Here is a 23,237-nt window from a genome sequence, read left to right on the forward strand (position 1 = left end):
GGTTTCCGAGGACGGCCGCGGTGCGCACCCGAAGAAAGTCCGAAGGCCGAGGGGCGGCCCGGGGCTCAGGCCGGGTCGCAGGTGAGGGGCTCGGCGCGGGGCCCCTCCGGCGTCGGCCGGAGCAGGGCGTAGCAGGTCGCGGTCGCGCTGCGGCCGTCCTCGGTGACGCGGACCGCGTAGCGGACCGGCCCGGGCCGCGCGCCGGGGTCGGCGGTCAGGTGCCACGGGGCGGTGGCGGTGGCACCGGCCGCCAGCCGCCGCGGCGGTGCCGTCCCGGGCTCGGCCCGCCAGCCCGGCGGAAGCACCGGGGGGAGCACCTCGATCGACACGTCCCGGTGGGCCGTGTTGGTCAGCCGCAGGTCGGTCCCGGCGAGGCGCGGCCGGACCAGCGTGGTCGAGGCCGACCAGACCCGCAGGCGGGTGATGCGCGCGCCCTCCTGCCCGGGCAGCACGACCGGGACGATCCTGATCACCGACGTGGTGAGGCCGAGTTCGAACCGCCGGTCCCGTCCCGTCAGGAGGTTCTCGTTGGAGACCCGTTCCCGGCCCGCATCCACCCAGGTGCCCCCGGCGGTGAGTGCCTGGACCGTGGTCATCGCGAAGCCGCCGGGCTCCATGTCCAGCTCCATCCGGGAGATCGGCACCGGGCTCCCGAAGCCGATCTCCAGCCACTCCGACCGCCGCAGCCAGTCCGCCATCTCCTCGGCGTCCGCCGCGCCGGGCACGGCCGCGTTCGGGCTGCCGTGCGTCGACCAGTCGCCGCCCTTCCCGTCGCGCGGCCCGTCCGGGCTGCTCCCGGGGGCGGAGTAGCTGGCCGTGAAGGCCGGCCAGGAGCCGTCCCCGCGGAAGGCGGCGAGGTCGACCTCGTGGGCGAAGTCCGGCAGCGGACGGAGCCACCGGTCGACGGCGGCGGGCAGCCCGAACGCCGCTGAGGGCGGCAGCGACCCGGTGAACAGTAGGGTGAGCGCCACCGGCACCGCCGCGAGGCCGGCCAGATGGGAGAGCAGCAGCGCCCGCCGGGTGCGGGCCGTCCCGCCGGAGTGCCGGACCCGGAGGCCGCCGGCCGGGCGGACGCGGCGCGGGGCCGGGAGGCGCCGGGGCCCGGCGGGGACCCCGGCGGCCCAGAGCAGCAGCCCGCCCAGCGCCGGGCCCGCCCCCGCCTCCGCCTCCGCCGCCGGGCCGTCGGCCAGGAACCGCGTCCGCGTGCCGGTCCGGTTGAGCAGCCGGACCAGGTTCCCGGCCCCCGCCTCCTCCAGCCACGCGCGCACCGCCTCCTCGCCGTCCCCCGGCCCCGGACCGGCCGGGGTGGCGCGCAGCGCGGCGGCCCGGGTGAGCACCACGGCGATCCGCCGCGGCCGGCGGCGCCGGGGAAGCGCGCCGACGGCACGCAGCACCCGCTCCGCCGCCGGGACGGACCCGGGCTCCGCCGACCGGGCCGTGCCGCCCAGCGCCCGCCGCACCGAGGGGAGCGTCAGCGCGTCGAGGACCAGCACCAGTCCGTGCGCGCGGCGCAGGCCGTCCAGGGCGTCGAGGCCGGACTGCTCCGCGAACACCGGGCCCGGCGGATCGAGCAGCACGAGGGTCCGCCGCCCACCGCGCGGCCCGGTCAGCTCCGCCGCGGCCGTCCCCGGCAGTGCCGGACCGACCCGCCCCCCGAACGGCCCGAGGACCGCGGCCAGGTGCGCGAACCCGCCGCGGACGACGGTGCTGCGCCCCGACCGGGGCGCCCCCGCGACGAGTACCGTCCGCGCCGGTGCGCCGCCCGGCGGCACCGGCCGGGAGCAGTGCGGGCAGCGGGCCTCCAGCCGCCACGCGCCGAACACGGTCCCGGCGGGCAGCCGGACCCCGCAGCGGCAGGTGCGGCGCAGGCCGCCGTGCCGGTCGGGAACCAGGCCCGGGTGCCGCGCGCCGCACCCGGGGCAGAGCCGGTCCGGCAGTTCCACGGCGCGGCCGCAGTCCGGGTGCGGGCAGACCGCGGCGGCGGCGGTGAGCCGGCGGCCGAGGCGGTCGACCGCCCGGCAGGCGGTCCACCAGAGCCGGAAGGCGGCCAGCAGCGCGGCCCGGAGCAGCAGTTGGCCGGCCAGGGCGGGGAGCGCCAGGAGCGCCGACACCAGGACGGCCGCGGCGGCGCTGACGCCCTTGAGGAGGCGGAGCAGCCCGCCGACGCCGCGGGTCACGATCCGCTCGGCGCGCCGCGCGGACCCGCCCTCGGGCGGCAGCAGCCCGGGGCCGATCCTGCGCGCGGCCCGGAACTCCTCGGCGTAGGCCTCCCGGAGAGCGCGCCACACCGCCCGCAGCGCCTGCCCGCCGGCCCGGTGCAGGTACGGCTCCCGGGCGGGGCCGCCGTCCGCGGGGGCGGGCGCGCCCGCGCCGAACGCCTCCCGGACGGCCCGGGCATGGCGCCGGAGCAGCCGCGGCAGGACGACCACGAGGGCGTGCAGCGCCACACCGGCGGCGGCGAAGAGGACCCCGGCCCAGAGCAGCACCGGGAGCAGCAGGAAGGCGAAGACGGCGTTGCCCCACTGCTGCGCCGTCGGGCCGGGGCGGCGCGCCCGGCCGGTCTCCCCGCGCCCCGGTGTCACGCCCGCCCCACCCGCCGGGCCCGGTCCAGGAAGCCGACGCGGTGCAGCAGCCACAGCAGGGGGTCCTCGACCCGGTGCGGACGCGGGCCGCCGGGCGGCGTCGCGCCGGAGCGGGGCGCGGCGCCGAGCGCGGAGAACGCGAAGAGCTGGTGGTCGGCCCGTTCCTCGCGCAGCCGCCGGGTGATCCCGCCGCCCCGCCAGAGCTCCAGCAGCGCCCGCAGTTCGGTGTCCACGGCCGCCCGGTCCACCGGGTCGTACGCCGGGCCGGGGGAGCGGCGGCGGTGCAGCGGGGAGTGCGGCGGCAGGGTCGGGGTGAGCAGGTCGAGCTTGGCCAGCCCGACCGCGAGCGGGATCCGGATCCGGCCGCCGGCGGCCCGGGGCAGCCCGTCGAGAGCCCGGTCCAGGGCCTGCGCCGACCGGGTGCCCCCGCCCGGGCGCAGCCCCGTGCCGGGCAGGTCGCGCGGGTCGAGCAGCAGCACCGCCGCGTCCGCCGCGGAGAGGTCCGGCGGGGCGGCGCCGGCCGGGCAGTCCAGCAGGACCAGCGTCAGCGTCCGTTCGCGCCGGCCGCCGCCGCGGCCCAGCCGGTGGACGAGCGGTCGGGAGCCCGCGTGGGGGTCGTGGGCGGGGAGCGTACGGCCCTCCTCGTAGAGCGGGTGCTCGTAGCGCAGCCGGACCTCGCTCTCGGTCCGGTCGTCGCCGGGCAGCAGGGCCACGTCCAGCTCCGCGCCGAGGCCGTGCCGCAGTTCGTGCAGCAGCACGGCGAGGAAGGTGCTCCTCCCGCCGCCGGGCGGCCCCGCGACCGCGAGGATCAGGCCGGGCTCCCCGGGACGGCCCTCGGGCAGCCGCTCGCCGCACCGGCGGCAGTGGCGGCGCGAGGTCGTCCGCCCGCAGCGGCCGCAGACGGCGGACGGCGCGCGCGGATCGGCGAGGGCGAGCCGGTCGTCGCCGCTGCACCGGTCCGGCCGGGAGACGCACCGGAAGACGGTGTCCGCGCGGCCGACCCGGCGCAGACAGGCCGGGCAGACGAGGCCGCCCCCGCGACGGCCCGGGAGGGTCACGAGCGGTCCTCCGCCCGCCGCGCGCCCGTCCGCAGCCGGCGGACCGGCGGATCGACGAGCACGACCTCCTCGCCGAGGGTGAAGCAGCGCAGCCAGGAGACACGGCCCCGGGGCAGCCGGGCGGTGAGCACGGCCGGGCGGCCGGGGCCGATCCGCACGGCGCCGAGCTCGGCAAGGGTCTCGCCGTCACCGGCGGCGAGCGGCCAGGTCGGCCCGGTGGAGGCGACCAGCACCAGCCCCGGCACCAGGACCTCGGTGGCGCACCGGAAGACCGCCCGCACCGAACGCCGTCCGGGCAGCCCCCGGCGGGTCAGGGTGTACGGGACCTCGATCCGGGCCGGCAGGACCAGCCGGACCGGCGGGCCGAACGCCGGCAGGCCGTCCGCCCGGCCGACCGGGCGCAGCTCGACCTCGGCGGGCGCGCCGTGCGGCACGGGGAGCCGGACCCCGTTGCGGTGCAGATGGCCGAGGCGGGTGACGGTGCGCCGCTGGAGCGCGCCGCCGGCGACCCGCCAGCGGACCTCGGCCTCGCCGGGCCCGTCCGGCGGCCAGTCGAAGGTGACCACGGCCTCGCCCGCGCCGCGGACCACCGCCGCGTTCCGCAGCTCGGGGACCGCCACCACCGGTTCGCCCGCCCCGATCGCGGCGCGGTCGCCGGCGACCGTGACCGCGACGACCACGGCGCCGCGCCCCGGGGGCCGGAACCGCAGGCCCCCGGCGGCGGGCCGGGCCGACAGCCGGGTGCCCCGGGCGGCGACCTCGGCCGGGCGCAGCAGCCGGCCGACCGGCCACGGCGGGCGGGCGTCGAAGGCGTAGAGGCGGACCTCGCCCCGCGCGGACTCCGCCGGGCCGGTGAAGCGGGCCTCGAACTGGCCGGGGTCCTCCGCGGCGGGCGCCACGACGAGGTCGGTGACCGGCTCCGGGGGCGCGAGCGGGAGGGCGCTGAGCACCAGGCCCGCGGTGGCCGTCACGCTGCCGTCGTCCTCCCGGTAGAGGGCCTGGATCCGGTAGCCGTGGGCGCGGCCGTTGGGCCGCCCCCGGTCGGTGAACCCGTCCGCCCGGGCGGCGACCGGCGTGCCGTGGGGGTCCGGCGCGCCCTGCGGATCCGGGTCGGCGAGGCGCGTGACGCGCACGGCCTCCGCGCCCGCCGGGAGCTGCCAACGGCCGCTCACCACACCGTCGTCCGCCTCCAGCCGGGCGGATCCGACCTCCGGCCGGTGGCATACCGGCCCGCTGACGGCGAGCGGTGAGTACAGCCCGTCCGGCTCGGCGGCGCGCCGCACCGCGACCCCGTAGTGGACCGGCACGTTCACCGGGGCCCCGGTGTCCAGCAGCGAGACCGCGCCGGGAGCGGGCGGTTCCAGGACCGTCCCGTCGGCCACCGAGCGCGGCGCCCGGTCGACGCGGCGCACCACCACGTACTCCGGCCACCCGGCCGTCGACGGGGTCGGCTCCCACACCACCAGCACGCCCGTCCGGTCCGCCGCCGCGCTCACCCGGGGGACCGGACGGACCGGCAGCGAGCGGCGCACCTCGTCGAGCCGGGGCAGGTCCCGGACCAGGGCCTCGGCCCGGTCCAGCAGCGCCCAGGCGTGGTCCGGATCGGTGACCCGGTGCCCGGAGGCGAGGTCGCCGAGCCGCCGCGCCTCGGCCAGGACCGCCCGGACGTGCGCGGCCGGCGCGGCGGCCTCCGGCGGGAGCGCCCGCTCCGGGAGCCGGTCCAGCACCGCCGCCGCCTCGGCCAGCAGCCCGTCGGCGACCAGCGCGCGCAGCCGGGCGGTGACCGGGTCCGGCTCCGGCTCGTCCAGCACGGCCAGGACCAGCCGCCGGGCGTCGGGCGCGGCGACCGACAGGCCCTGCTCGGCGTGGGCGAGCAGGGTCCCCGCCCCGGCCCGGGCGGCCCGCCGGGCCCGGAGCGGCGTGGCCAGTTCGTGCAGCAGCACGGCGCGCAGCCCCTCCGGCCCCAGGTCGCCGAGGACCTTGCGCGCGGCGGCGGCCACCGCCTGCGCCGCCGTGTGGGCGGCGCCGTGCGGCTGCCGGCCCCAGCGCAGCGCGGCCGCCTCCAGCGTGTGCTCGGCCGGCGCGGGGCCGGTGAACGGCCGGACCGGGGCGTCGGCGCGCTCCCCGGGGGCGCCGGCCGTCAGGAAGTCGGCGAGGTGGCGCAGCCGCAGGACCGCCAGCTGCCGCGCGCAGCGGGCGTAGGCCGGGTGCGGCAGGTCGCGGGGGAGCGGGTCGGGCCCGGCGACGGTGACGGACAGGGCCGTCAGGGCCCCGTCCAGCCGGGCCGGGTCGGCCCCGTGGACGGCGCCGACCCGGGCCAGCGTCGCGGGGGTGATCAGGCCGAGGCCGCCGGCGGCCTCGCGCACGGTGGCGAGCAGGTCGTCCCGCGCGGCCGCGGCGCGGCGCCCCTGCTCGGCGACGGCCGCGCGCAGCGGGGCGAGGTCGCCGCCCCGCGCCGCCTCGAAGACGGCCTGGTGCGGCAGGTGGCCGGCCTCCAGCTCCTCGATCACCGCGAGGTACTTGAGCCGGGTGCGGTGCCGCCGCCAGCAGGCGCGGGCGGCCCGCACCGCCTCGTCGACCCCGGCCGCGGTGAGCTCGGCCGGGAGCTGGTAGCGGTGCCGCAGGTCCTCGTCCACCGGCAGGCCCGGGTCGAGCACCTCGCGCAGGTAGCGCGCCTCGTCGAACGCCATCTCGGACGGTGTCCCGCCGCCGTCAGGTGATCTGCTCGCGGCCGAGCGCGACCCTGGCCTCGTCCACCGCCGCCGCGGTCATGCCGCCGATCTGCACGGACAGTTCGAGCCGGCGGCCCGTCTCGCGCTCGGTGGCGACGACCTCCAGCAGCCCCGAGGTGCCGAGCGAGAACTCGCAGGCGAACGGCCAGCGCGCGGGCTTCCCCGGGGGGATGTCCAGATCGCCCTCGGCGACCACGGTGTTGTGGTCGAGTTGGTCGGACTCGACGGCGCCGGCCTGCTCCATCACCTGGATCCGCACCCGGCGCTGGCCCTCGCGGACGGTGTAGAAGTCCTGGGTCACCGCGGCCGGGAGGCCGTCGTTCGCGTGGACGAGGTGGCTGACGTACTCGCGGTCGGTCTCCACGTCCAGCACGCGGATGCCGTAGCCGCGCGCGGCCACCGTCGCGACCTGGTAGGCCTGCCGGGTGATCCGGCCGGTGTCGGGCACGTCGGGGGCCTCGGAGGCGGGCAGGTCACCGCTCTTGACGATGGACAGGGCCCGGTCGAGGGCGTACAGCGCGGCGCCGCGCGCCACCGTCAGGTCGGGGTTGTGCAGCCGGGGTTCGAAGCCGAACTCCTCGCGCAGCCGCTGCGCCACGGCGGGCATCTTGGTGGAGCCGCCGACCAGCAGGACCTCGTCGAAGCGCTCGACCCCGCGCTCGCGGGCCAGGGCCAGGGTGCGCCGGGTGATCTCGACCGTGCGGTCGAGCAGGTCGCGGGTGAGCTCCTCGACCAGCTCGCGGGTCAGCTCGACCTCGGCGACCCGGCCCTGGTGCATCACGCGGACGGTGTAGCGCTCGCGGAAGGAGAGCGCCCGCTTGGCGTCCTCCGCGTCCCGCCGCAGCTGGGTCTCCGAGTGCTGGTCCGCCAGCGGGTCGTCCACCTCGGGGAACCGGGCGCGGAACGCCTCGACCAGGTGCATCACGATCCGGTCGTCGAAGTCGGTCCCGCCGAGCTCCTTGGCCCCGTCGGTGCACAGGACCTTCAGGTCGGTGCCGCGCAGCGTCAGCACGGTGGTGTCGAAGGTGCCGCCGCCCAGGTCGAAGACCAGCACGGAGCGGTCGCGCTCGGCGTCGGTGTCGAGCACCCCGTAGTCCAGCGCGGCGGCGATCGGCTCGGCGACGACGTCCAGCACCCGCAGGCCGGCGATCTCCCCGGCCTTGCGGGTCGCGTCGCGCTCCGCGAGTCCGAAGTACGCGGGCACGGTGATCACCACGTCCCGCACCTCCGCCCCGCCGCTGACCCGCGCGTCGTCGGCGAGCTTGCGCAGGATGCGGGCCGAGACCTCCTCGGGCGTGAACGCGCGCCCGTGGAACTCGCGGAGCACCGACTCGCCCATGTCCCGCTTGATCAGCCGGACCACCCGCTCCGGGTCCAGCACGGCCGCGTCCTTGGCGCTCTGGCCGACGACGGTGGAGTCCGCGCTCTCGAAGTACACCACCGAGGGGGTGGTGTCGGAGCCCTCCAGGTTCCGCAGCACCGTGGGCCGGCCGACGTCGTCGACGCAGGCGACGCAGGAGTAGGTGGTGCCGAGGTCGATGCCGTAGACGGCCATGCGGTCCCTTCCCAGGGGGTTCGCCGAAACAGGAACGGGGGACGGCGGATCCGTCAGGGGTCCCAGCGGGCCACGACCACCTCGGACTTGCGCACCACCCGGTCGCCGGCGGCGAAGCCGGCCGAGACGACGCGGCTGACCGTGCGGTCCTCCCCGGGTGCCGCGGCGGTGTCCCGCCCCACCGGGCGGTGCCGGGCCGGGTCGTAGGGCTCGCCCACCGCGGCCGTGTAGCGCTCGACACCGGTGCCGGCCAGGGCGTCCGCCGTCTCGTCCGCGAGCGCGCGCAGGAGCACGCCCAACTCGTCCACGGTCAGCGGGGAGTCGAGCAGCTCCGCCTGCCGCAGGATCTGGTCGTGCAGGCGGATCAGGGGGTGGCGGACCAGGTCCAGCGCACGCTCCAGCTCGCCGCGCCGCAGCTGCTCCAGCTCGGTGTGCAGCCGGGCGATCAGTTCCTCCCGGCGCTCGGCGAGCTGCTGCTCGCGGGCGAGCGCCCCGGTGAACTCCCGGGCCAGCGCGGCGAGATCGTCGACCGGTCCGGATTCCTCCGCTGCGGGCTGCGCCTCGGGCACCGCGACCCCCGTTCCCCGTGACAGTGCGTCGTCCACCATAGCGCGCCGGTGCCCTCCGGCGCGGTGCTTCGGAGGTCCTCGGTCCGGGGCGGCGCCTCAGTGGTGCGGTCCGTGCCACCCGTGGTCCGCCGAGCCGTCGTGCGGGTCGTGGCCGTGGTGGGTGTCGTGGTCGTCATGGGTGTGGTGGTCGTCGTACGGGGTGCCGGCGTCCTCGTGGTGCGGGTCGTGGTGGTGGTGCGGGTCGTCGGCGGCCCAGGCGTCGGTGTCGTGGCCGGTGTGGTGCGGGCCGTGGTCGTCGTGGGGGAGGTGCTCCACCTGCTGCTCGGCCTGCTGGTCGGCCTCGTGCCCGTGGCGCTCGTGGTGCTCGTCGCTGCCCTGGTGATCCGGGTGGCCGTGGTGGCCGTCGTGGTCGTGCCAGGTGTGCTCGTGGCCGTCCTCGTGGTGGTGCGGCGGGTCGTCGTGGGGGACGTGCAGGGTGGCGCCCAGGGCGGCGCCGGCCAGGGCGTCGCCGAGCCCGCGCAGGAGCGCCGAGCCCGCCGCCCGGCGGCGGGAGCCGGGCGCGGCGGGCGAGGGCAGGACCACCGGGGCGCCCGAGCGGGGCGTGCCCAGCCAGGCGCGCGCCTCGAAGCGCTTGTCCGGGATCGCCACGGTGATCTCGGTGAACTCCTCGACGGGCACACCGCCCGCATCCGTCGCCAGGGCGTCGGTGAACAGGTCGTCGGCGACCACCAGCGCCAGGTCGGTGTCCGGCGTGGCCTTGAGCGCGGCCCGTACCTCCGCGCAGTCCAGCAGCCGGCAGGCCGTCTCCACCGAACGGGCCAGGTAGCCCAGCGGCGCCCGCTGCACCCCGCCCTGGGCGAGGGCCGCCCGGATCCGCAGCCGGCCGGAGGTCCCGGGCGTCCGGTTGAGCGTGTGCAGGGCGTCGCGCAGGCCGAGCACCAGGCCCGGCAGCGCCTTCGCCTCGTCGACGCCGGTCGGCAGCAGGAGGAGTTGGCCGTCGCCCCGGTCCTGGGACTCGCAGCGCGACCGGTGGACGCCGGCCCGCTCGCAGGCGTGGTCCAGGGCGCGGTCCAGCCGCTCCTGGACCTTCTGCTGGACCGGGTACGGCCGGCCGCCGTACGCCTCGATGTCGACGACCAGGCAGATCCGGCGCAGCCGGGGGGTCTCCGTGCGGCTCAAGACCGGCCGCCTCCTTCCGGGGGGAGCGGCACGCCGGCCGCCCGGGCGAGCAGGGAGCGGTCGAGGACGACGAGTTCGCGGTAGCTGGTGCGGACGGCGCCCTGGTCGCGCAGGGTGCGCAGGGAGCGTTCGACGCTGGCGGGGGAGAGCCGGGCGAGCGCGGCCAGGTCGGCGTGGCTGAGCGGGACGTCGATCCGCAGGCCGTCCTCGACGGGGGTGCCGTAGGAGCCGAGCAGGGTGTGCAGGGTGCGGGCGAGCCGGGCCAGCCCGGTGCCGTGGCCGGCGTCGACCCGGTGGCGGGTGGCCGAGCGCAGCTTGCGGGTGACCGAGCGCTGGACGGCGAGGGCGGCGGCGGGCCGGTCGGCGAGGAAGTCCAGGAAAGCCGGACCGCCGATCTCCCGGGTGGTGCTGGTGCGCACCGCGAGGACGCTGGCCGAGCGGGGCTCGCCGTCCAGCACGGCCAGTTCGCCGAGGAGTTCACCGGGCAGCCGGACGGCGAGCAGGGCCTCGCCGCCGTCCTCGGTGGCGGCGACCACCTTGACGCACCCGGTCAGCAGGAGGGCGGCCCGGTCGCCCGGGTCGCCCTCGATCATCAGGGCCTCACCCGGCGCGTAGACCCGCCGGGTGCCGAGCCTCCCGAGTTCCCGCAGGTCGACCTCGCCGAGGCCGGTGAACGGCCCGCGCACGAAGGGAGCGGTCCGGGAGGCGCCGGGTCTGCCCGGTTCCCCGTCCGGGTGCGTGACGTCGCGTGCGCTGTGCATGGTGCCTGCCCCCACCGGTCGGCAGCCCCGCCCCAACAGGGCGATTCCGTACGGAAGATAGCGCACCGCCCGGTGCGGTGTCAGGCTCGGCGCGCCGCGCACCGCCGGTCTGCCCGGATTCCGGTCCGGTCTCTGGCGAATAACAACAGCCTTTGCTTGTCATGGAGTTGACGATCCGTCAGGCTTCTGGGCAGGTCCATACAGGTCCATACCAGGAGGGGTTTCGATGACGGGTTCGGGACGACGCTTGCGAAGGGTCTGCGCGGTGCTGGGAACGGCCGGGGTCCTGGTGATCGGCGCGGGCGGGGTGTTCCCCGCTTCGGCGGCGGTCGCGGAGGGGGTGGTGCAGGGCGAGGGGTCGCCGACGGCGGTCCCCGGGAGCTATCTGGTGGTGTTCAAGTCCGGTGCTGCTGTGGCGGGTTCGGTGGCGGACGGCGCGGCGGCGCTGGCCCGCTCCTACGGCGGTTCGGTGCGCCGCAGCTACGATGCCGCGTTGCGCGGGTTCTCGGCCGATCTCACGGCGAAGCAGGCGCGCCGGCTGGCCGCCGATCCGTCGGTGGCGCTTGTTTCGCAGAACCGGCGGGTGTGGGCCGACGGCGTGCAGGCGGCGCCGGAGTCCTGGGGCCTGGACCGGATCGACCAGCGCCGTCATCCGCTCGACCAGCGCTACACCTATCCGGACGCGGCGGGCGCCGGGGTGACGGCGTACATCGTGGACACGGGAGTGCGGATCGCCTCGTCGGAGTTCGAGGGGCGGGCCTCCTACGGCTACGACGCGATCGACAACGACAACGTCGCGCAGGACGGCCACGGCCACGGCACCCATGTGGCGGGGACGGTGGCCGCCCGTAACTACGGGGTCGCCAAGGCCGCGAAGATCGTGGCCGTCCGGGTGCTCGACGACTACGGCGAGGGCACCACCGAGCAGGTGGTCGCGGGCATCGACTGGGTCACCAAGCACGCCGTCCGGCCGGCCGTGGTCAACATGAGCCTGGGCGGGGAGGTGGACCCGGTCCTGGACGCCGCCGTCGCCGGGGCCGTCGCCGCCGGCCTGCCGTACACCGTCGCGGCGGGCAACCAGCACGCCGACGCGAACACCCACTCCCCGGCGCGGGTGTCGAGTGCGATCACGGTCGGCGCGAGCGACCGGATCGACGGGCAGGCCTCGTTCTCCAACTACGGCCCCTTGGTCGACCTCTACGCGCCCGGCGTGGAGATCGAGTCGGTGGGGCTCTGGGCGGACCTCCCGGGGCTCGGCACCATCATGTCGGGCACCTCGATGGCCGCCCCGCACGCGGCGGGCGCCGCCGCGCTGTACCTGGCGTCGCACCCGGCCGCCACGCCCGCCCAGGTGTCCGCCGCACTGACCGCCACCGCCACCACCGGTTCCCTGCGCGGCCTCGGCGCCGGTTCGCCGGACCGCCTGCTGTACACCGGCACGGTGCCGAACCGGCCGCGCGGTGCGCGGTTCGCCTCCACCGCCCCGCTGCCGTTCACCGGCAAGGGCACCTTCGAGTCCCCGATCACCGTCTCCGGGGTGACCGGCAAGGCGCCGCGCGATCTCGACGTCGTGGTCGACATCGACTACTGGTGGCGGGGCTACCTCAGGGTCGAGCTGGTCGCCCCGGACGGCGCGGCGTTCCTGCTGCGCGACTTCGACCGCACGGAGATGGGCGGGGACGTCCTCACCACCTTCGGCGTCAACGCCTCCGCGCACACCGCGGCCGGGGTCTGGCGACTGCGGGTGACCACCTACGGCGAGTTCTTCCCCGGCACGGTCAACGGCTGGGCGCTGCAGTTCTGACGGCCCCGGGCGGCGCGCCCGGAAGGATCAACAGCAGCCGATTGTCAAGAATCTGACGATCCATCAGGCTTGTGGGCAGGTTCACACCGGAGGGGGTTCGACGATGGGTTCGGAACGACGTCTGCGAAGGGTCTGCGCGGTGCTGGGAACGGCCGCGGTCCTGACGATCGGCGCCGGCGGGGTGTTCCCCGCCACGGCGGCGGTTCCGGAGGGGGCGGTGCAGGGCGAGGGGTCGGCGACCGCGGTCCCCGGGAGCTATCTGGTGGTGCTCAAGCCGACCGCCTCCGTGGCGGGTTCGGTGGCGGACGGCGCGGCGGCGCTGGCCCGCTCCTACGGCGGTTCGGTGCGCCGCAGCTACGACGCGGCGCTGCGCGGGTTCTCGGCCGATCTCACGGCGAAGCAGGCCCGTCGGCTGGCCGCCGATCCGTCGGTGGCGCTTGTTTCGCAGAACCGGCGGGTGCGGGCCGACGGCGTGCAGACGGCGCCGGAGTCCTGGGGCCTGGACCGGATCGACCAGCGCCGCTTCCCCTACGACGACCGCTACACCTATCCGGACGCGGCGGGCGCCGGGGTGACGGCGTACATCGTGGACACCGGGGTGCGGGTCACCTCGGAGGAGTTCGAGGGGCGCGCCTCGGACGGCTACGACGCGATCGACAACGACAACGTCGCGCAGGACGGCCACGGCCACGGCACCCATGTCGCGGGGACGGTGGCCAGCCACACCTACGGGGTCGCCAAGGCCGCGAAGATCGTCGCCGTGCGGGTGCTCAACGACGACGGCGAGGGCACCACCGAGCAGGTCGTCGCCGGCATCGACTGGGTCACCAAGCACGCCGTCCGCCCGGCGGTCGTCAACATGAGCCTGGGCAGCGAGCCGGACCCGGTGATGGACGCGGCGGTCGCGGGATCCATCGCGGCGGGCCTGACCTACACGGTCGCGGCGGGCAACCAGAGCCTGGACGCGAGCCAGCACTCCCCGGCCCGGGTGCCGAGCGCCATCACCGTCGGCGCGTCCGACCGGGACGACGTCGAGGCCTCGTTCTCCAACTACGGCCCCCTGGTGGACCTCTACGCGCCGGGCGTGGACATCACCTCGGTCTGGTCCGTGGTCGACACGGGCGGCCTGGGCATCGACATGTCGGGCACCTCGATGGCCTCCCCGCACGCGGCGGGCGCCGCCGCGCTGTACCTGGCATCGCACCCGACCGCCACCCCCGCCCAGGTGTCCGCGGCGCTGACCTCGGCGGCGACCGCCGGCTCACTGCACGGGCTCGGCACGGGCTCGCCGGACCGGCTGCTGTACACCGGCACGGTGCCGAACCGGCCGCGCGGCCCGCGGTTCGCCGCCCCGGGTCCGGTGCCGTTCGAGGGGGTCGGCACGGTCGAGTCGCCCGTCACCGTCTCCGGGGTCCCCGGCAAGGCGCCCCGTGACCTCGACGTCTCCGTGGACATCGACTACTGGTGGCGCGGCGACCTCAAGGTCGAGCTGGTGGCCCCGGACGGCGCGGCGTTCCTGCTGCACGACACCAACATCGGGGAGGCCTACTCGAACCTGGTCAGCGTGTACGGCGTGGACGCCTCCGCGCACACCGCGGCCGGGGTCTGGCGGCTGCGGGTGACCGACGTCGGCGGCTACTTCCCCGGCACCGTCAACGGCTGGTCGCTGCAGTTCTGAGCGACCTCCGCAGGTCAGAACGCCTCCAGGGCGGCCGCCTCCTCGCGGATCAGCTCGCGCAGCGCCGCGAGCCCGGGGCGGCGGTCGTCCAGGCGCCACTGCAACTCCAGCGGCAGGGTGGCCCGGCCGGAAAGCCGCACGGTGACCACGTCCCCGGTGAGGTGGCCGGTCATCGAGGCGGGGACGAGCGAGAACGCCCGGCTCTGCGCCAGCAGGTAGAGCCGGGAGCCGACGATCCGGGCCGGGCCGACCAGCACCGGCGGCTCCACCCCGTGCTCGGCGCACAGCGCCAGCACGTGGTCGTAGTAGCGCGGGCTCTGCTCGCGCGGCCACAGCAGCAGCGGCAGGTCGCCCAGCTCGTCCAGCCGGACGGCCTCCCGCCCGGCCAGCGGATGGTCCCGGCTGAGCGCGACCCGCACCGGCTCGTCGGCGATCCGCTCCCGCCGGTAGCCGGGCACCTCGTCGAGGAAGCGGCCGAGGCCGATGTCGGCGAGCTCGGCGGCCAGCGTCGGCGAGACCCGGCCGGTGTCCACCGACAGCTCGGCCGGCACCAGGTCCGGCAGTTCGCGCTCGGCGCGGCTGACCACGGCCGGCAGCAGCCGGTTGACCACGGTGGGGGAGGCGACGATCCGCGCCGTGCGCAGCCGGGCCTCCTCGTGCAGCCGCACCCGCGCCAGCAGCGCCTCGGCCCGGTCGAGCAGGCCGGCGGACTCGACGGCCATCACCTCCCCGGCCGGGGTCAGCCGCACCGCCCGCCGGCTGCGGTCGAACAGCTCCACCCCGACGGTCCGCTCCAGCCGGGCGACCTCCTGGCTGACCGTCGGCTGGGAGATGTGCAGCCGGTCGGCGGCCCTGCCGAAGTGCAGGGTGTCGGCCACCGTGAGGAAGACCTCCAGCTGGCGCAGGGTGAGACTCATAGCCGGAAGTCTATGAGAAGGGCCGGTATTCATTCTGGATCCCGATGTGATCGCTCCCTACGCTGAAGCCACTCCTGCCACACCGTGGTGGCAGCCTCACAGGGAGCACACCGCCATGACCGGACTGCCGATCCGCATCTCCGAGGAAGTCGCCGAGGCCGTCGCCGCCGGCGCGCCCGTCGTCGCCCTGGAGTCGACGATCTTCACCCACGGGCTGCCCCGGCCGCGCAATCTGGAGGTCGCGCTGGAGGCGGAGGAGCGGCTGCGGTCCACCGGCGTCGTCCCGGCCACCATCGGCGTCTTCGCGGGCGTGCCCACGGTGGGCCTGTCCACCGGGCAGATCGAGGAGCTGTCCGAGTCCGACGACCTGGACAAGTCCAGCCTGCGCGACCTCCCGGTGATCACCGCGCTCGGCCGCCACGGCGGCACCACCGTCGCCGCCACCGCCTTCCTCGCGCACCGCGCCGGCATCCGGGTCTTCTCCACCGGCGGCCTCGGCGGCGTCCACTACGGCGCCTCGCAGAGCTTCGACGAGTCCGCCGACCTGACCACCCTGGCCACCACCCCGGTCACCGTGATCAGCGCCGGTGTGAAGTCGATCCTCGACATCCGGGCCACCCTGGAGCGCTTCGAGACCCTCAACATCCCGGTCATCGGCTACCGCACCCGCCGCTACCCCGGCTTCTACATCACCGATTCCGGCCACGCGATCGGCTACCGGGTCGACACCCCCGAGGAGGCCGCCGAGGTGATCGAGGCCCGCGACGGCCTGGGGCTGCCGCAGGCCGTCCTCATCGCCAACCCGGTCGACCCCGACAAGCAGCTCCCGCCGCAGGAGCTGGACGCGCTGCTCACCCGCGCCTGGGCCGAGGCCGAGCGCCTGGGCGTCAGCGGCAACGCCTCCACCCCGTTCCTGCTCGACTTCATCCAGCGCGACACCCAGGGCCGCAGCCTGGAGGTGAACATCGAGGTCTACCGGGGCAACGTCCGGCTGGGCGGCGAGATCGCCACCGCGCTGGCCGCCGCCCGGAACGAGGGCTGACACGTGCTCGGAGTGCTCGGCGACCTCGTCGAGGACATCGTCGTCTGGGTGGGCGGCCCGCTGCGGCACGGCACCGACTCCGACGCCCGGGTCTTCCGGCAGCGCGGCGGCAGCGCCGCCAACGTCGCCGCCTTCGCCGCCGGCCAGTGCCCCACGCGGTTCCTCGGCTGCGTCGGCGACGACCCGGCGGGGCACGGCCTGACCGCCGAACTGGCGGGCCACGGTGTGGACGTGCGGGTCGCCCGGCACGGCAGGACCGGCAGCATCGTCGTCCTCATCGACGACGCGGGCGAGCGCACCATGCTCCCCGACCGGGGCGCGGCCACCCTGCTGGAGACCGTCCCGGACGCCTGGCTGGAGGGGCTCACCCACCTGCACGTGCCCGCCTACTCCTTCGACGGGGAGCCGGTCGGCACGGCGGCCGTCGACGCGCTGCGCCGGGTCCGGGCGGCGGGCGGCACCACCTCGCTGGACGCCTCCTCGACCGGCATGCTGGAGGGCTTCGGCCGCGAGCGCTTCCTCGCTCTCGCCGCCGAACTCGCGCCCGCCCTGCTGTTCGCCAACCGGGAGGAGTCCGCGTACCTGGGGCTGCTCGCCGACGGCCGGCCGGGGCCGGAGCGGGCCCGGCTGGCGGCCACCACGGTGGTCACCAAGTCGGGCGCCGAGGCGACCACGGTCGACGTGCCGGGGGAGCGGCCGTTCACCGTGCCGGTGCCGCCGGTCGGCGAGGTCCGCGACCTGACCGGCGCGGGCGACGCCTTCGCGGCGGGCTTCCTCGCCGCCTTCCTGGACGGCCGGCTGACCGGCACCGGGCCGGGCGGGGCCGGGCTGCGGGAGGCCGCCGCGCGCGGGCACCGCTGCGCGGCGCGGGTGCTCGCCTCGCCCGGCGCGTCCTGTCCGCAGGACTGAACCGGCCCGGCCCGGTCCCCGCGGGCCGGGCCCGGCAGGTCGGGCCGGGCTCGGCTGGTCGGGTCGGGCCGGGGCCGGTTGTCCGGGACACGCTCACCAACGGCGCACGGTCCGATCGGCGGGGTGTCGCGTGCGGTAGGAGATGGCTCGTCCCATCACCCACCCGACAAGGGGTTCCGCCGTCATGACACTCGCCAGATCCGCCGCCCGCGCGATCGGGTCCGTCCTGCTGCTGGCCGCCGCGCTGCTGGCCGTGCCGCTGAGCGCCGCCCAGCCGGCCGCCGCCCAGGGGCCGCGCAACGAGAAGGAGGCGGCGGTGTGCCGCCACGTCCTCGGCACCTTCCTCGGCTTCGCCGGCCGGCACGTGGCCGACGCCTGCGCCGTCCAGCCGCAGGACGCCGCGGCCGCGACCCGCTGAGCCCGGACGCCGCCGGTGCCGCCCGCTCCGCCCCGGCAGGGCCGGAGCGGGCGGCACCGCCGTCACCCCGTGAGCCTCGCCGCCACCGGCCGGTGGTCACTGGGCGTCGCGGGGAGGGTCCAGGTGTCCGTGGCGGTGAGCCCGCGGGTGAGGATGTGGTCGATGCGGACCACGGGGAAGGCCGCGGGCCAGCTGAAGCCGAAGCCGGTGGCGGCGCGGGTGAGACGGTCGGTGAGCGGGGCGAGGGCGCGGTCGCCGGAGGCCGTGTTGAGATCGCCCAGCAGCAGCACTCGGCGCAGCGGTTCGCCGTCCAGGGCCTCGGCGAGGGCGGCGATGTCGCGGTCGCGCTGGGCGGTGGCGAAGCCGGCGACGGTCGTGCGCACCGAGGCGAGGTGGGCCACGTAGACGGCCACCGGACCGCCGGGAGCGCGGACCTCGGCCCGCAGGGAGCGGTTCCAGCCGGGGTCGATGACCAGCCGCCGCGACTCCGTCACCGGGTAGCGGCTCCACAGCGCCACGGTGCCGGTGCGGGCGTAGTGGGGCAGCGCCTTGTCGAGCACGCCCCGGTAGGCGGGCAGGGCGGCGTCGGTGACCTCCTCCAGGGCGACCAGGTCCGGGCCGGCCGCGAGCAGCGCGCGGGCGGTGCCGGCCGGGTCGCTGTTGGCGGCGTTGACGTTGTGGGTGACCACCGTCAGGCCCGGGCCGCCCGTGGCGCCCGCCGTCCCGCCGGCCAGCAGTACCGGCCCGAACACCACCGCCCACACCAGGGCCAGCACCCCGCCCGCGCAGGCCGCCGCCGGCGCCCGGCGCAGCGCCGCGCACAGCAGCACCGGCGGGAGCACCAGGCCGCTCCAGGGCAGGGCGCTCTCCCACAGCCGGCCGAGGCCCAGGCCCAGGTCCGGTACCAGCCGGTGGCCGCCGAGGGCGAGCGCGGTGAGCAGCCCGAGCGCGGCGGGCACGGGCCCGCGCCGCCACCGGGGGGCGGCCCGGTGCGGCCGGTGCGGCCGGTCCGGGCCGGTACGGGGTTCGGGCTCGGTACGGGGTTCGGGAAGGACCGCCGTGAGGGCCGTCATGACGCGCCTCCTCATCCCGCGGCGTCCTGGAGCTGCGCGGGGCAGGTCCCGCCGGGCCGGGTGAGCAGCTCGAAGTGCCAGATCTCGTTGGCGTACACCTGGCACAGCCCGTACGCGGCGCCGTGCTGGATGAGCCAGTAGTCGGCGTCGGTCGGGCCGACGTCGACCGCCTTTCCGGTGACGTGCGCGGACTTGTCCGGCGTGTTGACGAACTGCCGGGCCCGCTCCAGGCTGCCGTACCTGGTCACCCCCCGGTCCAGCAGCCGCTGCTGGTAGGCCCTGCTGCGCCAGCCGGAGGTGACGGTCATCTCGATGCGCTGGGCCCGGGCGTCGGTGGCCGCCCGCTGCAGGGCCTCGCGCAGCGGGCCGTCCAGGTTGCCCACGGCCGGGGAGGCGGTGTCGAAGGGGCTCAGGGTGCGGCCGTCGGGTATCTCCCCGTCCGCCTCCGGTCCGGTCGCCGCCGCAGCGGCGGTCGCCGTGGCCGTCGGGGGCGGCGGTCCGGTGGTGGCGGAGGTCGAAGGCGGGGCGGGCGGGGCGGGCGGAGCGGCCCGGATCCCCGGCGGGTCGGCGGCGCACGCCCCGGCCAGGGCCAGCAGCGCCACCGCCGAGACTCCCGCGGCCAGCCGGCGCCGCCCGGTGCGGGCCGTCGCCCCCGTGGGCATGCCCGGCTCCGTGCTCGTCCTCGTCCGGCCTGTGTCCATGGCTGCCTCCTGATGTGTCCGTGCGTTCCCGGACCATTGGAGGAGGCGCCGTGTTGCGAGGACGTCTGCGCGAACCGATACGTTTTCGATAGGCCTCATCGGGTCCAATGGGGGTGAACAGCGACGACGGGAGAGCGGCACGTGCGGGTCCTGGTGGTGGAGGACGAGATCTATCTCGCGGAGGCGGTCCAAGCGGGACTGCGGCTGGAGGCGATCGCCTGCGACATCGTCACCGACGGTGACGCGGCGCTGGAGCGCCTGGCGGTCCACGGCTACGACGTCGTCGTCCTCGACCGCGACATCCCCGGCACCCACGGCGACGACGTCTGCCGCAGCATCGTCGAGCGCGGCCTGGGCTGCCGGGTCCTGATGCTCACCGCCGCCGCCCGCCTCGACGAGAAGGTCGCCGGCTTCGAACTCGGCGCCGACGACTACCTCACCAAGCCCTTCGACCTCGCCGAACTCGTGGTCCGGCTGCGTTCGCTGGCCCGCCGCCCGGCCCAGGCCGCCCCGCCGGTCCTGGAGTACGCCGGAGTGCGCCTGGACCCGTTCCGCCGCGAGGTCTACCGCGACGGCCGCTACGTGGGCCTGTCCCGCAAGCAGTTCGCCGTCCTGGAGGTCCTGATGGCGGCGCGCGGCGGTGTCATCAGCGCCGAGGACCTGCTGGAACGCGCCTGGGACGAGAACGCCGACCCCTTCACCAACGCCGTCCGCATCACCATCTCCGGACTGCGCAAACGCCTCGGCGACCCGTGGGTGATCCAGACCGTGCCGGGCGTGGGCTACCGCCTCGGCGAGGAGGACCCCCGGCGGTGAGCAGACCCCCTCTCGCCGGGCGCCCGCACCGCCCGCGCCCGCGCCGGCTGACCGCCCGGATGCGGCTGACCCTCAGCTACACCCTCTTCGCCGTCACCGCCGGCACCCTCTCGCTCGCCGTGGTCTACGTCGGCATGCGCTACATCCCCAACTACCCCCTCACCTCCTCCAACCCGCGCTACCGCTCCGACGCCCCCTCCCGGCAGGAGATCCTGCGCTCGCTGCTCACCGCCAGCGGCTACGCCCTGGCCCTGCTGACCGCCGTCGGCCTGGCCGGCGGCTGGCTGATCGCCGGCCGGGTGCTGCGCCCGCTCAAGGACATCACCGAAGCCGCGCACCGCGCCGCGAGCGGGGCGCTGGAGCACCGCATCGCCCTCACCGGGCCGCGCGACGAGTTCACCGAGCTCTCCGACGCCTTCGACGAGATGCTGGCCCGCCTCCAGCGCTCCTTCGAGGCCCAGCAGCGCTTCGCCGCCAACGCCTCCCACGAACTGCGCACCCCGCTGGCGATCACCCGCACCATGCTCCAGGTCGCCGCCGCCGACCCGGCCGGCCAGGACTGGGGCAAGCTGGTCGGCCGCCTCCAGGACACCAACCAGCGCGGCATTGAGATCAGCGAGGCCCTGCTCCAGCTCGCCGACCTCGGCCACACCGCGCCCGAGCTCGCCCCCACCGACCTCGCCGCCGCCGCGGGGGAGGCGCTGGCCGCCGTCCGGGACGAGGCCGCCGCCCTCGGCGTCCGGCTCACCGCCGACCTGCGGCCCGCCCCGACCACCGGCAACGCCGTCCTGCTGCGCCAGGCGGCCGTCAACCTGCTCCACAACGCCCTGCGGCACAACCTGCCCGCGGACGGGCGGGTCACCCTCGTCACCGGGGCCGACCCGGAGCGGCCCGGCCGGGTGCGCCTCGGCGTCGCCAACACCGGCCCGCGGCTGACGGCGGAGGCCGTGGCCACCTTCACCGAACCCTTCCTGCGCGGGCGCGGGCGCACCGCCGCGAGCGATCCGGCCCGCCGCGGCCACGGCCTGGGCCTGGCGATCGTGGCCGCCGTCGCCGAGGCCCACCACGGCGAACTCCACCTGGTCCCCGAACCGGCCGGCGGCCTGCGGGTGACCCTCGTCCTGCCGGGCTCGCCCGAGCCGTAGCCGAGCCCGGCCCCGCTCCGGGGCGCCCGTCGGGGGCACCGGTCGGGCAGCGCGCCGAGCGCTCCCGCCGGGGCCGGCCCGGGAACGCGGGCCGGTCCCGTGGCCGACCTCTGCCGCGCGGGCGCTCCGTTCTCCGCGGTGGCCCACCGGCGCGGAGAGGCGGCTGCGGGCGCAGTGCGGGTGCGGTAGGGTGTCGGACGCCGCAGTAGTAAGCGTAGAGACGGGGAGGTGAGAACCCATGACCGCTGTGCCGGAACGGGTGCTCCCCGGCCGCGACGGCGACACCCTCGTGCAGGACCACGCCCGGCCGTAGCGCCGGCCGCCGTCCCGAGCGCGGGAGCGTCCGCCGTTCGGCGACGCATCGCGCGGGAGCCCCGGGTTCGGACGACGTCCTCCCGCCTGTGCTCCGAGGGGTTCCCTTGTCTGTCCACCCGTCTGTCAACCTCCGCTCCGCCGTCACCGCCAGGTTGCGCGCCGCCGGCTGCGTCTTCGCCGAGGACGAGGCGCGCATCCTGCTCGCCGCCGCCGCGACGCCCGCCGACCTCGCCGCCATGGTCCGCGACCGTGCCGCCGGCCGGCCGCTCGAACACGTCGCCGGCTGGGCCGAGTTCGCCGGCCTGCGGATCGCCGTCGACCCCGGTGTCTTCGTGCCCCGCCGGCGCAGCGAGTTCCTGGCCCGCTCCGCCGCCGCGCTCGCCCGTGAGGAGGCGCTGGTGGTCGACCTGTGCTGCGGCACCGGAGCCCTCGGCGCGGCGCTCGCCGCCACCGCCGGCCACCCCGTCCGGCTGTACGCCGCCGACCTCGACCCCGCCGCCGTCCGCTGCGCCCGCCGCAACCTCGCCGGGACCGGCGCCGAGGTGTTCGAGGGCGACCTCTTCGAGGCTCTGCCGCCCGGCCTGCGCGGCCGGGTGGACGTGCTGCTCGCCAACGTCCCGTACGTGCCGACCGCCGACATCGAGCTGCTGCCCGCCGAGGCCCGGCTGCACGAGGCCCGGCCGGCGCTGGACGGCGGCGCCGACGGCCTCGACGTGCTGCGCCGGGTGGCCGCCGAGGCCCCGCGGTGGCTCGCCCCGGGCGGCGCGCTGTTCTTCGAGACCAGCGACCAGCAGGCCGCCACCGCCCTCGGCGTGGTCACCGCCGCGGGCCTCACCGCCGTCCTCGGCTACGACGAGGACCTCGACGCCACCGTGGTCACCGCCGGCCTGCCGCCGACCGCCGCGAGCTAGCCGCAGCCGGACGCACGGAGCCGTACGCGCGCAGCCGGACGCACGGAGCCGTACGCGCGCAGCCGTAGACGCGTGGACATGCGGCTGAGCGCGACGGCCATGTCCGGGCGGCGGCGCGCGGAGTTGACTGATGCCCATGAACGAGAACGCGAACAGCAACCAGCAGCCCAGCACCTCCGCCGCCACCGCCGCCGCCCGGACCGTCCTGGTCACCGGTGGTACCGGCAAGACCGGCCGGCGGGTGGCCGAGCGCCTGACCGCGCTCGGCCACACCGCCCGGATCGGCTCGCGCACCGCGCCGGTCCCGTTCGACTGGAACGACGACACCACCTGGGACGCCGCCCTCGACGGCGTCACCGCCGCCTACCTCGCCTACGCCCCTGACCTCGCCTTCCCCGGCGCCGTGGAGACGGTCGGCGCCTTCGCCCGGCACGCCGCCAAGGCCGGGGTCGAGCGACTGGTGCTGCTCTCCGGGCGCGGCGAGGAGTCCGCGCAGGCCGCCGAGGCGGCGGTCGCCCGGGCCGGCACCGGCTGGACGGTGGTCCGCTGCTCCTGGTTCTCCCAGAACTTCTCCGAGAGCTTCTTCCTGGACGCGGTGCTCGCGGGCGAGCTGGCGCTGCCGACCGGCACCGCCGTCGAGCCGTTCGTCGACACGGACGACATCGCCGACGTCGCCGTGGCGGCGCTCACCGAGGACGGCCACGACGGCGAGGTCTACGAGGTGACCGGCCCGCGCCTGCTCTCCTTCGCGGACGCCGCCGCCGAGTTGTCCGCGGCGACCGGGCGGGAGATCCGCTTCACCCCGATCACCGTCGAGGAGTGCCGCGAGATGCTGGCGGCCCTCGGCCTGCCCGGCGACTTCGCCGACCTGTTCACGCTGATCCTGGACGGCCGCAACGCCTGCCTGGCGGACGGGGTGCGGCGGGCACTCGGCCGCGAGCCGCGCGACTTCGCGGACTTCGCCAGGGACGCCGCCGCGTCCGGCGTCTGGAACGTCTGAACACCCCTGCCGCACCCCGCCGTTCCACCCCCGGCCCGGGGATCCGCGCACGATCCCCGGGCCGCCGCCCGC

At 76.9% G+C, this 23,237-nt stretch carries 19 protein-coding genes; 9 read left to right on the forward strand and 10 right to left on the reverse strand.

All coding sequences use genetic code 11. The annotated features are described in order from the left end of the window. Nucleotides 1–65: 65 nt before the first annotated feature. The 7 genes from ACFC0B_RS05970 to ACFC0B_RS06000 are packed head-to-tail and all read right to left on the reverse strand — an operon-like array spanning nt 66 to nt 10,436. Nucleotides 66–2,582, reverse strand: a complete 2,517-nt coding sequence (locus tag ACFC0B_RS05970) for a hypothetical protein (RefSeq protein ID WP_376082844.1) — start codon at nt 2,580–2,582, stop codon at nt 66–68. Further along, complete coding sequence (locus ACFC0B_RS05975; protein WP_376082846.1) at nt 2,579–3,640, reverse strand: hypothetical protein; 1,062 nt, start codon at nt 3,638–3,640, stop codon at nt 2,579–2,581. Before ACFC0B_RS05975 ends, ACFC0B_RS05970 begins: the two co-directional genes overlap by 4 nt. Beyond that, the gene (locus ACFC0B_RS05980) at nt 3,637–6,330 is read right to left on the reverse strand and encodes a hypothetical protein (protein ID WP_376082849.1); all 2,694 of its coding nucleotides are present in this window, start codon (nt 6,328–6,330) and stop codon (nt 3,637–3,639) included. Before ACFC0B_RS05980 ends, ACFC0B_RS05975 begins: the two co-directional genes overlap by 4 nt. Before the next feature lie 22 nt (nt 6,331–6,352). Continuing rightward, a complete protein-coding gene (locus tag ACFC0B_RS05985; RefSeq protein WP_376082851.1) occupies nt 6,353–7,927 on the reverse strand; it encodes an Hsp70 family protein in 1,575 nt (524 codons plus the stop codon). A 53-nt stretch (nt 7,928–7,980) separates the two neighbouring features. Beyond that, nucleotides 7,981–8,535: a nucleotide exchange factor GrpE gene (locus tag ACFC0B_RS05990; protein WP_376082853.1), complete on the reverse strand. Its 555-nt coding sequence runs from the start codon at nt 8,533–8,535 to the stop codon at nt 7,981–7,983. A 57-nt stretch (nt 8,536–8,592) separates the two neighbouring features. Further along, complete coding sequence (locus ACFC0B_RS05995) at nt 8,593–9,675, reverse strand: hypothetical protein (RefSeq protein ID WP_376082856.1); 1,083 nt, start codon at nt 9,673–9,675, stop codon at nt 8,593–8,595. After that, complete coding sequence (locus ACFC0B_RS06000) at nt 9,672–10,436, reverse strand: Crp/Fnr family transcriptional regulator (protein WP_376082858.1); 765 nt, start codon at nt 10,434–10,436, stop codon at nt 9,672–9,674. The genes ACFC0B_RS05995 and ACFC0B_RS06000 overlap by 4 nt, the downstream gene beginning before the upstream one ends. 265 nt (nt 10,437–10,701) lie before the next feature. Here ACFC0B_RS06000 and ACFC0B_RS06005 point away from each other — a divergent pair, with 265 nt between their 5' ends. Both ACFC0B_RS06005 and ACFC0B_RS06010 read left to right on the forward strand, forming a co-directional pair. Next, nucleotides 10,702–12,240 (forward strand): S8 family serine peptidase, encoded by a 1,539-nt coding sequence (locus ACFC0B_RS06005; protein ID WP_376082861.1) that lies wholly within the window; start codon nt 10,702–10,704, stop codon nt 12,238–12,240. Nucleotides 12,241–12,343: 103 nt separating this feature from the next. Beyond that, complete coding sequence (locus tag ACFC0B_RS06010) at nt 12,344–13,918, forward strand: S8 family serine peptidase (protein WP_376082864.1); 1,575 nt, start codon at nt 12,344–12,346, stop codon at nt 13,916–13,918. Nucleotides 13,919–13,932: 14 nt separating this feature from the next. Here ACFC0B_RS06010 and ACFC0B_RS06015 read toward each other — a convergent pair whose 3' ends face one another. Beyond that, nucleotides 13,933–14,835: a LysR substrate-binding domain-containing protein gene (locus tag ACFC0B_RS06015; RefSeq protein ID WP_376082867.1), complete on the reverse strand. Its 903-nt coding sequence runs from the start codon at nt 14,833–14,835 to the stop codon at nt 13,933–13,935. Nucleotides 14,836–14,950: 115 nt separating this feature from the next. On the opposite strand from ACFC0B_RS06015, the gene ACFC0B_RS06020 reads away from it, so the two are divergent. The 3 genes from ACFC0B_RS06020 to ACFC0B_RS06030 all read left to right on the forward strand — a co-directional run bounded on the left by ACFC0B_RS06020 (nt 14,951) and on the right by ACFC0B_RS06030 (nt 17,204). After that, entirely contained in the window at nt 14,951–15,877 is a 927-nt protein-coding gene (locus ACFC0B_RS06020; RefSeq protein ID WP_376082869.1) for a pseudouridine-5'-phosphate glycosidase, read from the forward strand. A 3-nt stretch (nt 15,878–15,880) separates the two neighbouring features. Then, nucleotides 15,881–16,786 (forward strand): carbohydrate kinase family protein, encoded by a 906-nt coding sequence (locus ACFC0B_RS06025; RefSeq protein WP_376082872.1) that lies wholly within the window; start codon nt 15,881–15,883, stop codon nt 16,784–16,786. 184 nt (nt 16,787–16,970) lie between these two features. Beyond that, a complete protein-coding gene (locus ACFC0B_RS06030; RefSeq protein WP_376082874.1) occupies nt 16,971–17,204 on the forward strand; it encodes a hypothetical protein in 234 nt (77 codons plus the stop codon). Nucleotides 17,205–17,266: 62 nt separating this feature from the next. On the opposite strand, the gene ACFC0B_RS06035 is transcribed toward ACFC0B_RS06030, so the two are convergent. Both ACFC0B_RS06035 and ACFC0B_RS06040 read right to left on the reverse strand, forming a co-directional pair. Continuing rightward, nucleotides 17,267–18,277 (reverse strand): endonuclease/exonuclease/phosphatase family protein, encoded by a 1,011-nt coding sequence (locus tag ACFC0B_RS06035; RefSeq protein ID WP_376082877.1) that lies wholly within the window; start codon nt 18,275–18,277, stop codon nt 17,267–17,269. Nucleotides 18,278–18,288: 11 nt separating this feature from the next. Next, nucleotides 18,289–18,939, reverse strand: a complete 651-nt coding sequence (locus ACFC0B_RS06040; RefSeq protein WP_376082880.1) for a M15 family metallopeptidase — start codon at nt 18,937–18,939, stop codon at nt 18,289–18,291. A gap of 180 nt (nt 18,940–19,119) precedes the next feature. Between ACFC0B_RS06040 and ACFC0B_RS06045 the strand changes: the two genes are divergently transcribed. From ACFC0B_RS06045 to ACFC0B_RS06060, 4 genes are all read left to right on the forward strand, one after another. After that, nucleotides 19,120–19,794 carry a response regulator transcription factor gene (locus ACFC0B_RS06045; RefSeq protein WP_376082883.1) on the forward strand — a complete coding sequence of 225 codons (675 nt, stop codon included), beginning with the start codon at nt 19,120–19,122 and terminating at the stop codon, nt 19,792–19,794. Continuing rightward, complete coding sequence (locus tag ACFC0B_RS06050) at nt 19,791–20,939, forward strand: sensor histidine kinase (RefSeq protein ID WP_376082886.1); 1,149 nt, start codon at nt 19,791–19,793, stop codon at nt 20,937–20,939. Before ACFC0B_RS06045 ends, ACFC0B_RS06050 begins: the two co-directional genes overlap by 4 nt. Nucleotides 20,940–21,358: 419 nt before the next feature. Next, entirely contained in the window at nt 21,359–22,165 is an 807-nt protein-coding gene (locus ACFC0B_RS06055; protein WP_376082889.1) for a putative protein N(5)-glutamine methyltransferase, read from the forward strand. 136 nt (nt 22,166–22,301) lie between these two features. Further along, on the forward strand, nt 22,302–23,165 hold the full coding sequence (locus tag ACFC0B_RS06060) for an NmrA family transcriptional regulator (RefSeq protein WP_376082891.1): 864 nt from the start codon (nt 22,302–22,304) through the stop codon (nt 23,163–23,165). Nucleotides 23,166–23,237: the final 72 nt, after the last annotated feature.

The organism is Kitasatospora sp. NPDC056184, assembly GCF_042268405.1.
GTDB lineage: Bacteria > Actinomycetota > Actinomycetes > Streptomycetales > Streptomycetaceae > Kitasatospora.

Excerpts from the sequence above, each read along its gene's own strand:
- ACFC0B_RS05980 (WP_376082849.1), bottom strand. The coding sequence starts at position 6,330 with ATGGCGTTCGACGAGGCGCGCTACCTGCGCGAGGTGCTCGACCCGGGC.
- ACFC0B_RS05985 (WP_376082851.1), bottom strand. The coding sequence starts at position 7,927 with ATGGCCGTCTACGGCATCGACCTCGGCACCACCTACTCCTGCGTCGCC.
- ACFC0B_RS05990 (WP_376082853.1), bottom strand. The coding sequence starts at position 8,535 with ATGGTGGACGACGCACTGTCACGGGGAACGGGGGTCGCGGTGCCCGAG.
- ACFC0B_RS06000 (WP_376082858.1), bottom strand. The coding sequence starts at position 10,436 with ATGCACAGCGCACGCGACGTCACGCACCCGGACGGGGAACCGGGCAGA.
- ACFC0B_RS06010 (WP_376082864.1), top strand. The coding sequence starts at position 12,344 with ATGGGTTCGGAACGACGTCTGCGAAGGGTCTGCGCGGTGCTGGGAACG.
- ACFC0B_RS06015 (WP_376082867.1), bottom strand. The coding sequence starts at position 14,835 with ATGAGTCTCACCCTGCGCCAGCTGGAGGTCTTCCTCACGGTGGCCGAC.
- ACFC0B_RS06020 (WP_376082869.1), top strand. The coding sequence starts at position 14,951 with ATGACCGGACTGCCGATCCGCATCTCCGAGGAAGTCGCCGAGGCCGTC.
- ACFC0B_RS06030 (WP_376082874.1), top strand. The coding sequence starts at position 16,971 with ATGACACTCGCCAGATCCGCCGCCCGCGCGATCGGGTCCGTCCTGCTG.
- ACFC0B_RS06035 (WP_376082877.1), bottom strand. The coding sequence starts at position 18,277 with ATGACGGCCCTCACGGCGGTCCTTCCCGAACCCCGTACCGAGCCCGAA.
- ACFC0B_RS06040 (WP_376082880.1), bottom strand. The coding sequence starts at position 18,939 with ATGCCCACGGGGGCGACGGCCCGCACCGGGCGGCGCCGGCTGGCCGCG.
- ACFC0B_RS06060 (WP_376082891.1), top strand. The coding sequence starts at position 22,302 with ATGAACGAGAACGCGAACAGCAACCAGCAGCCCAGCACCTCCGCCGCC.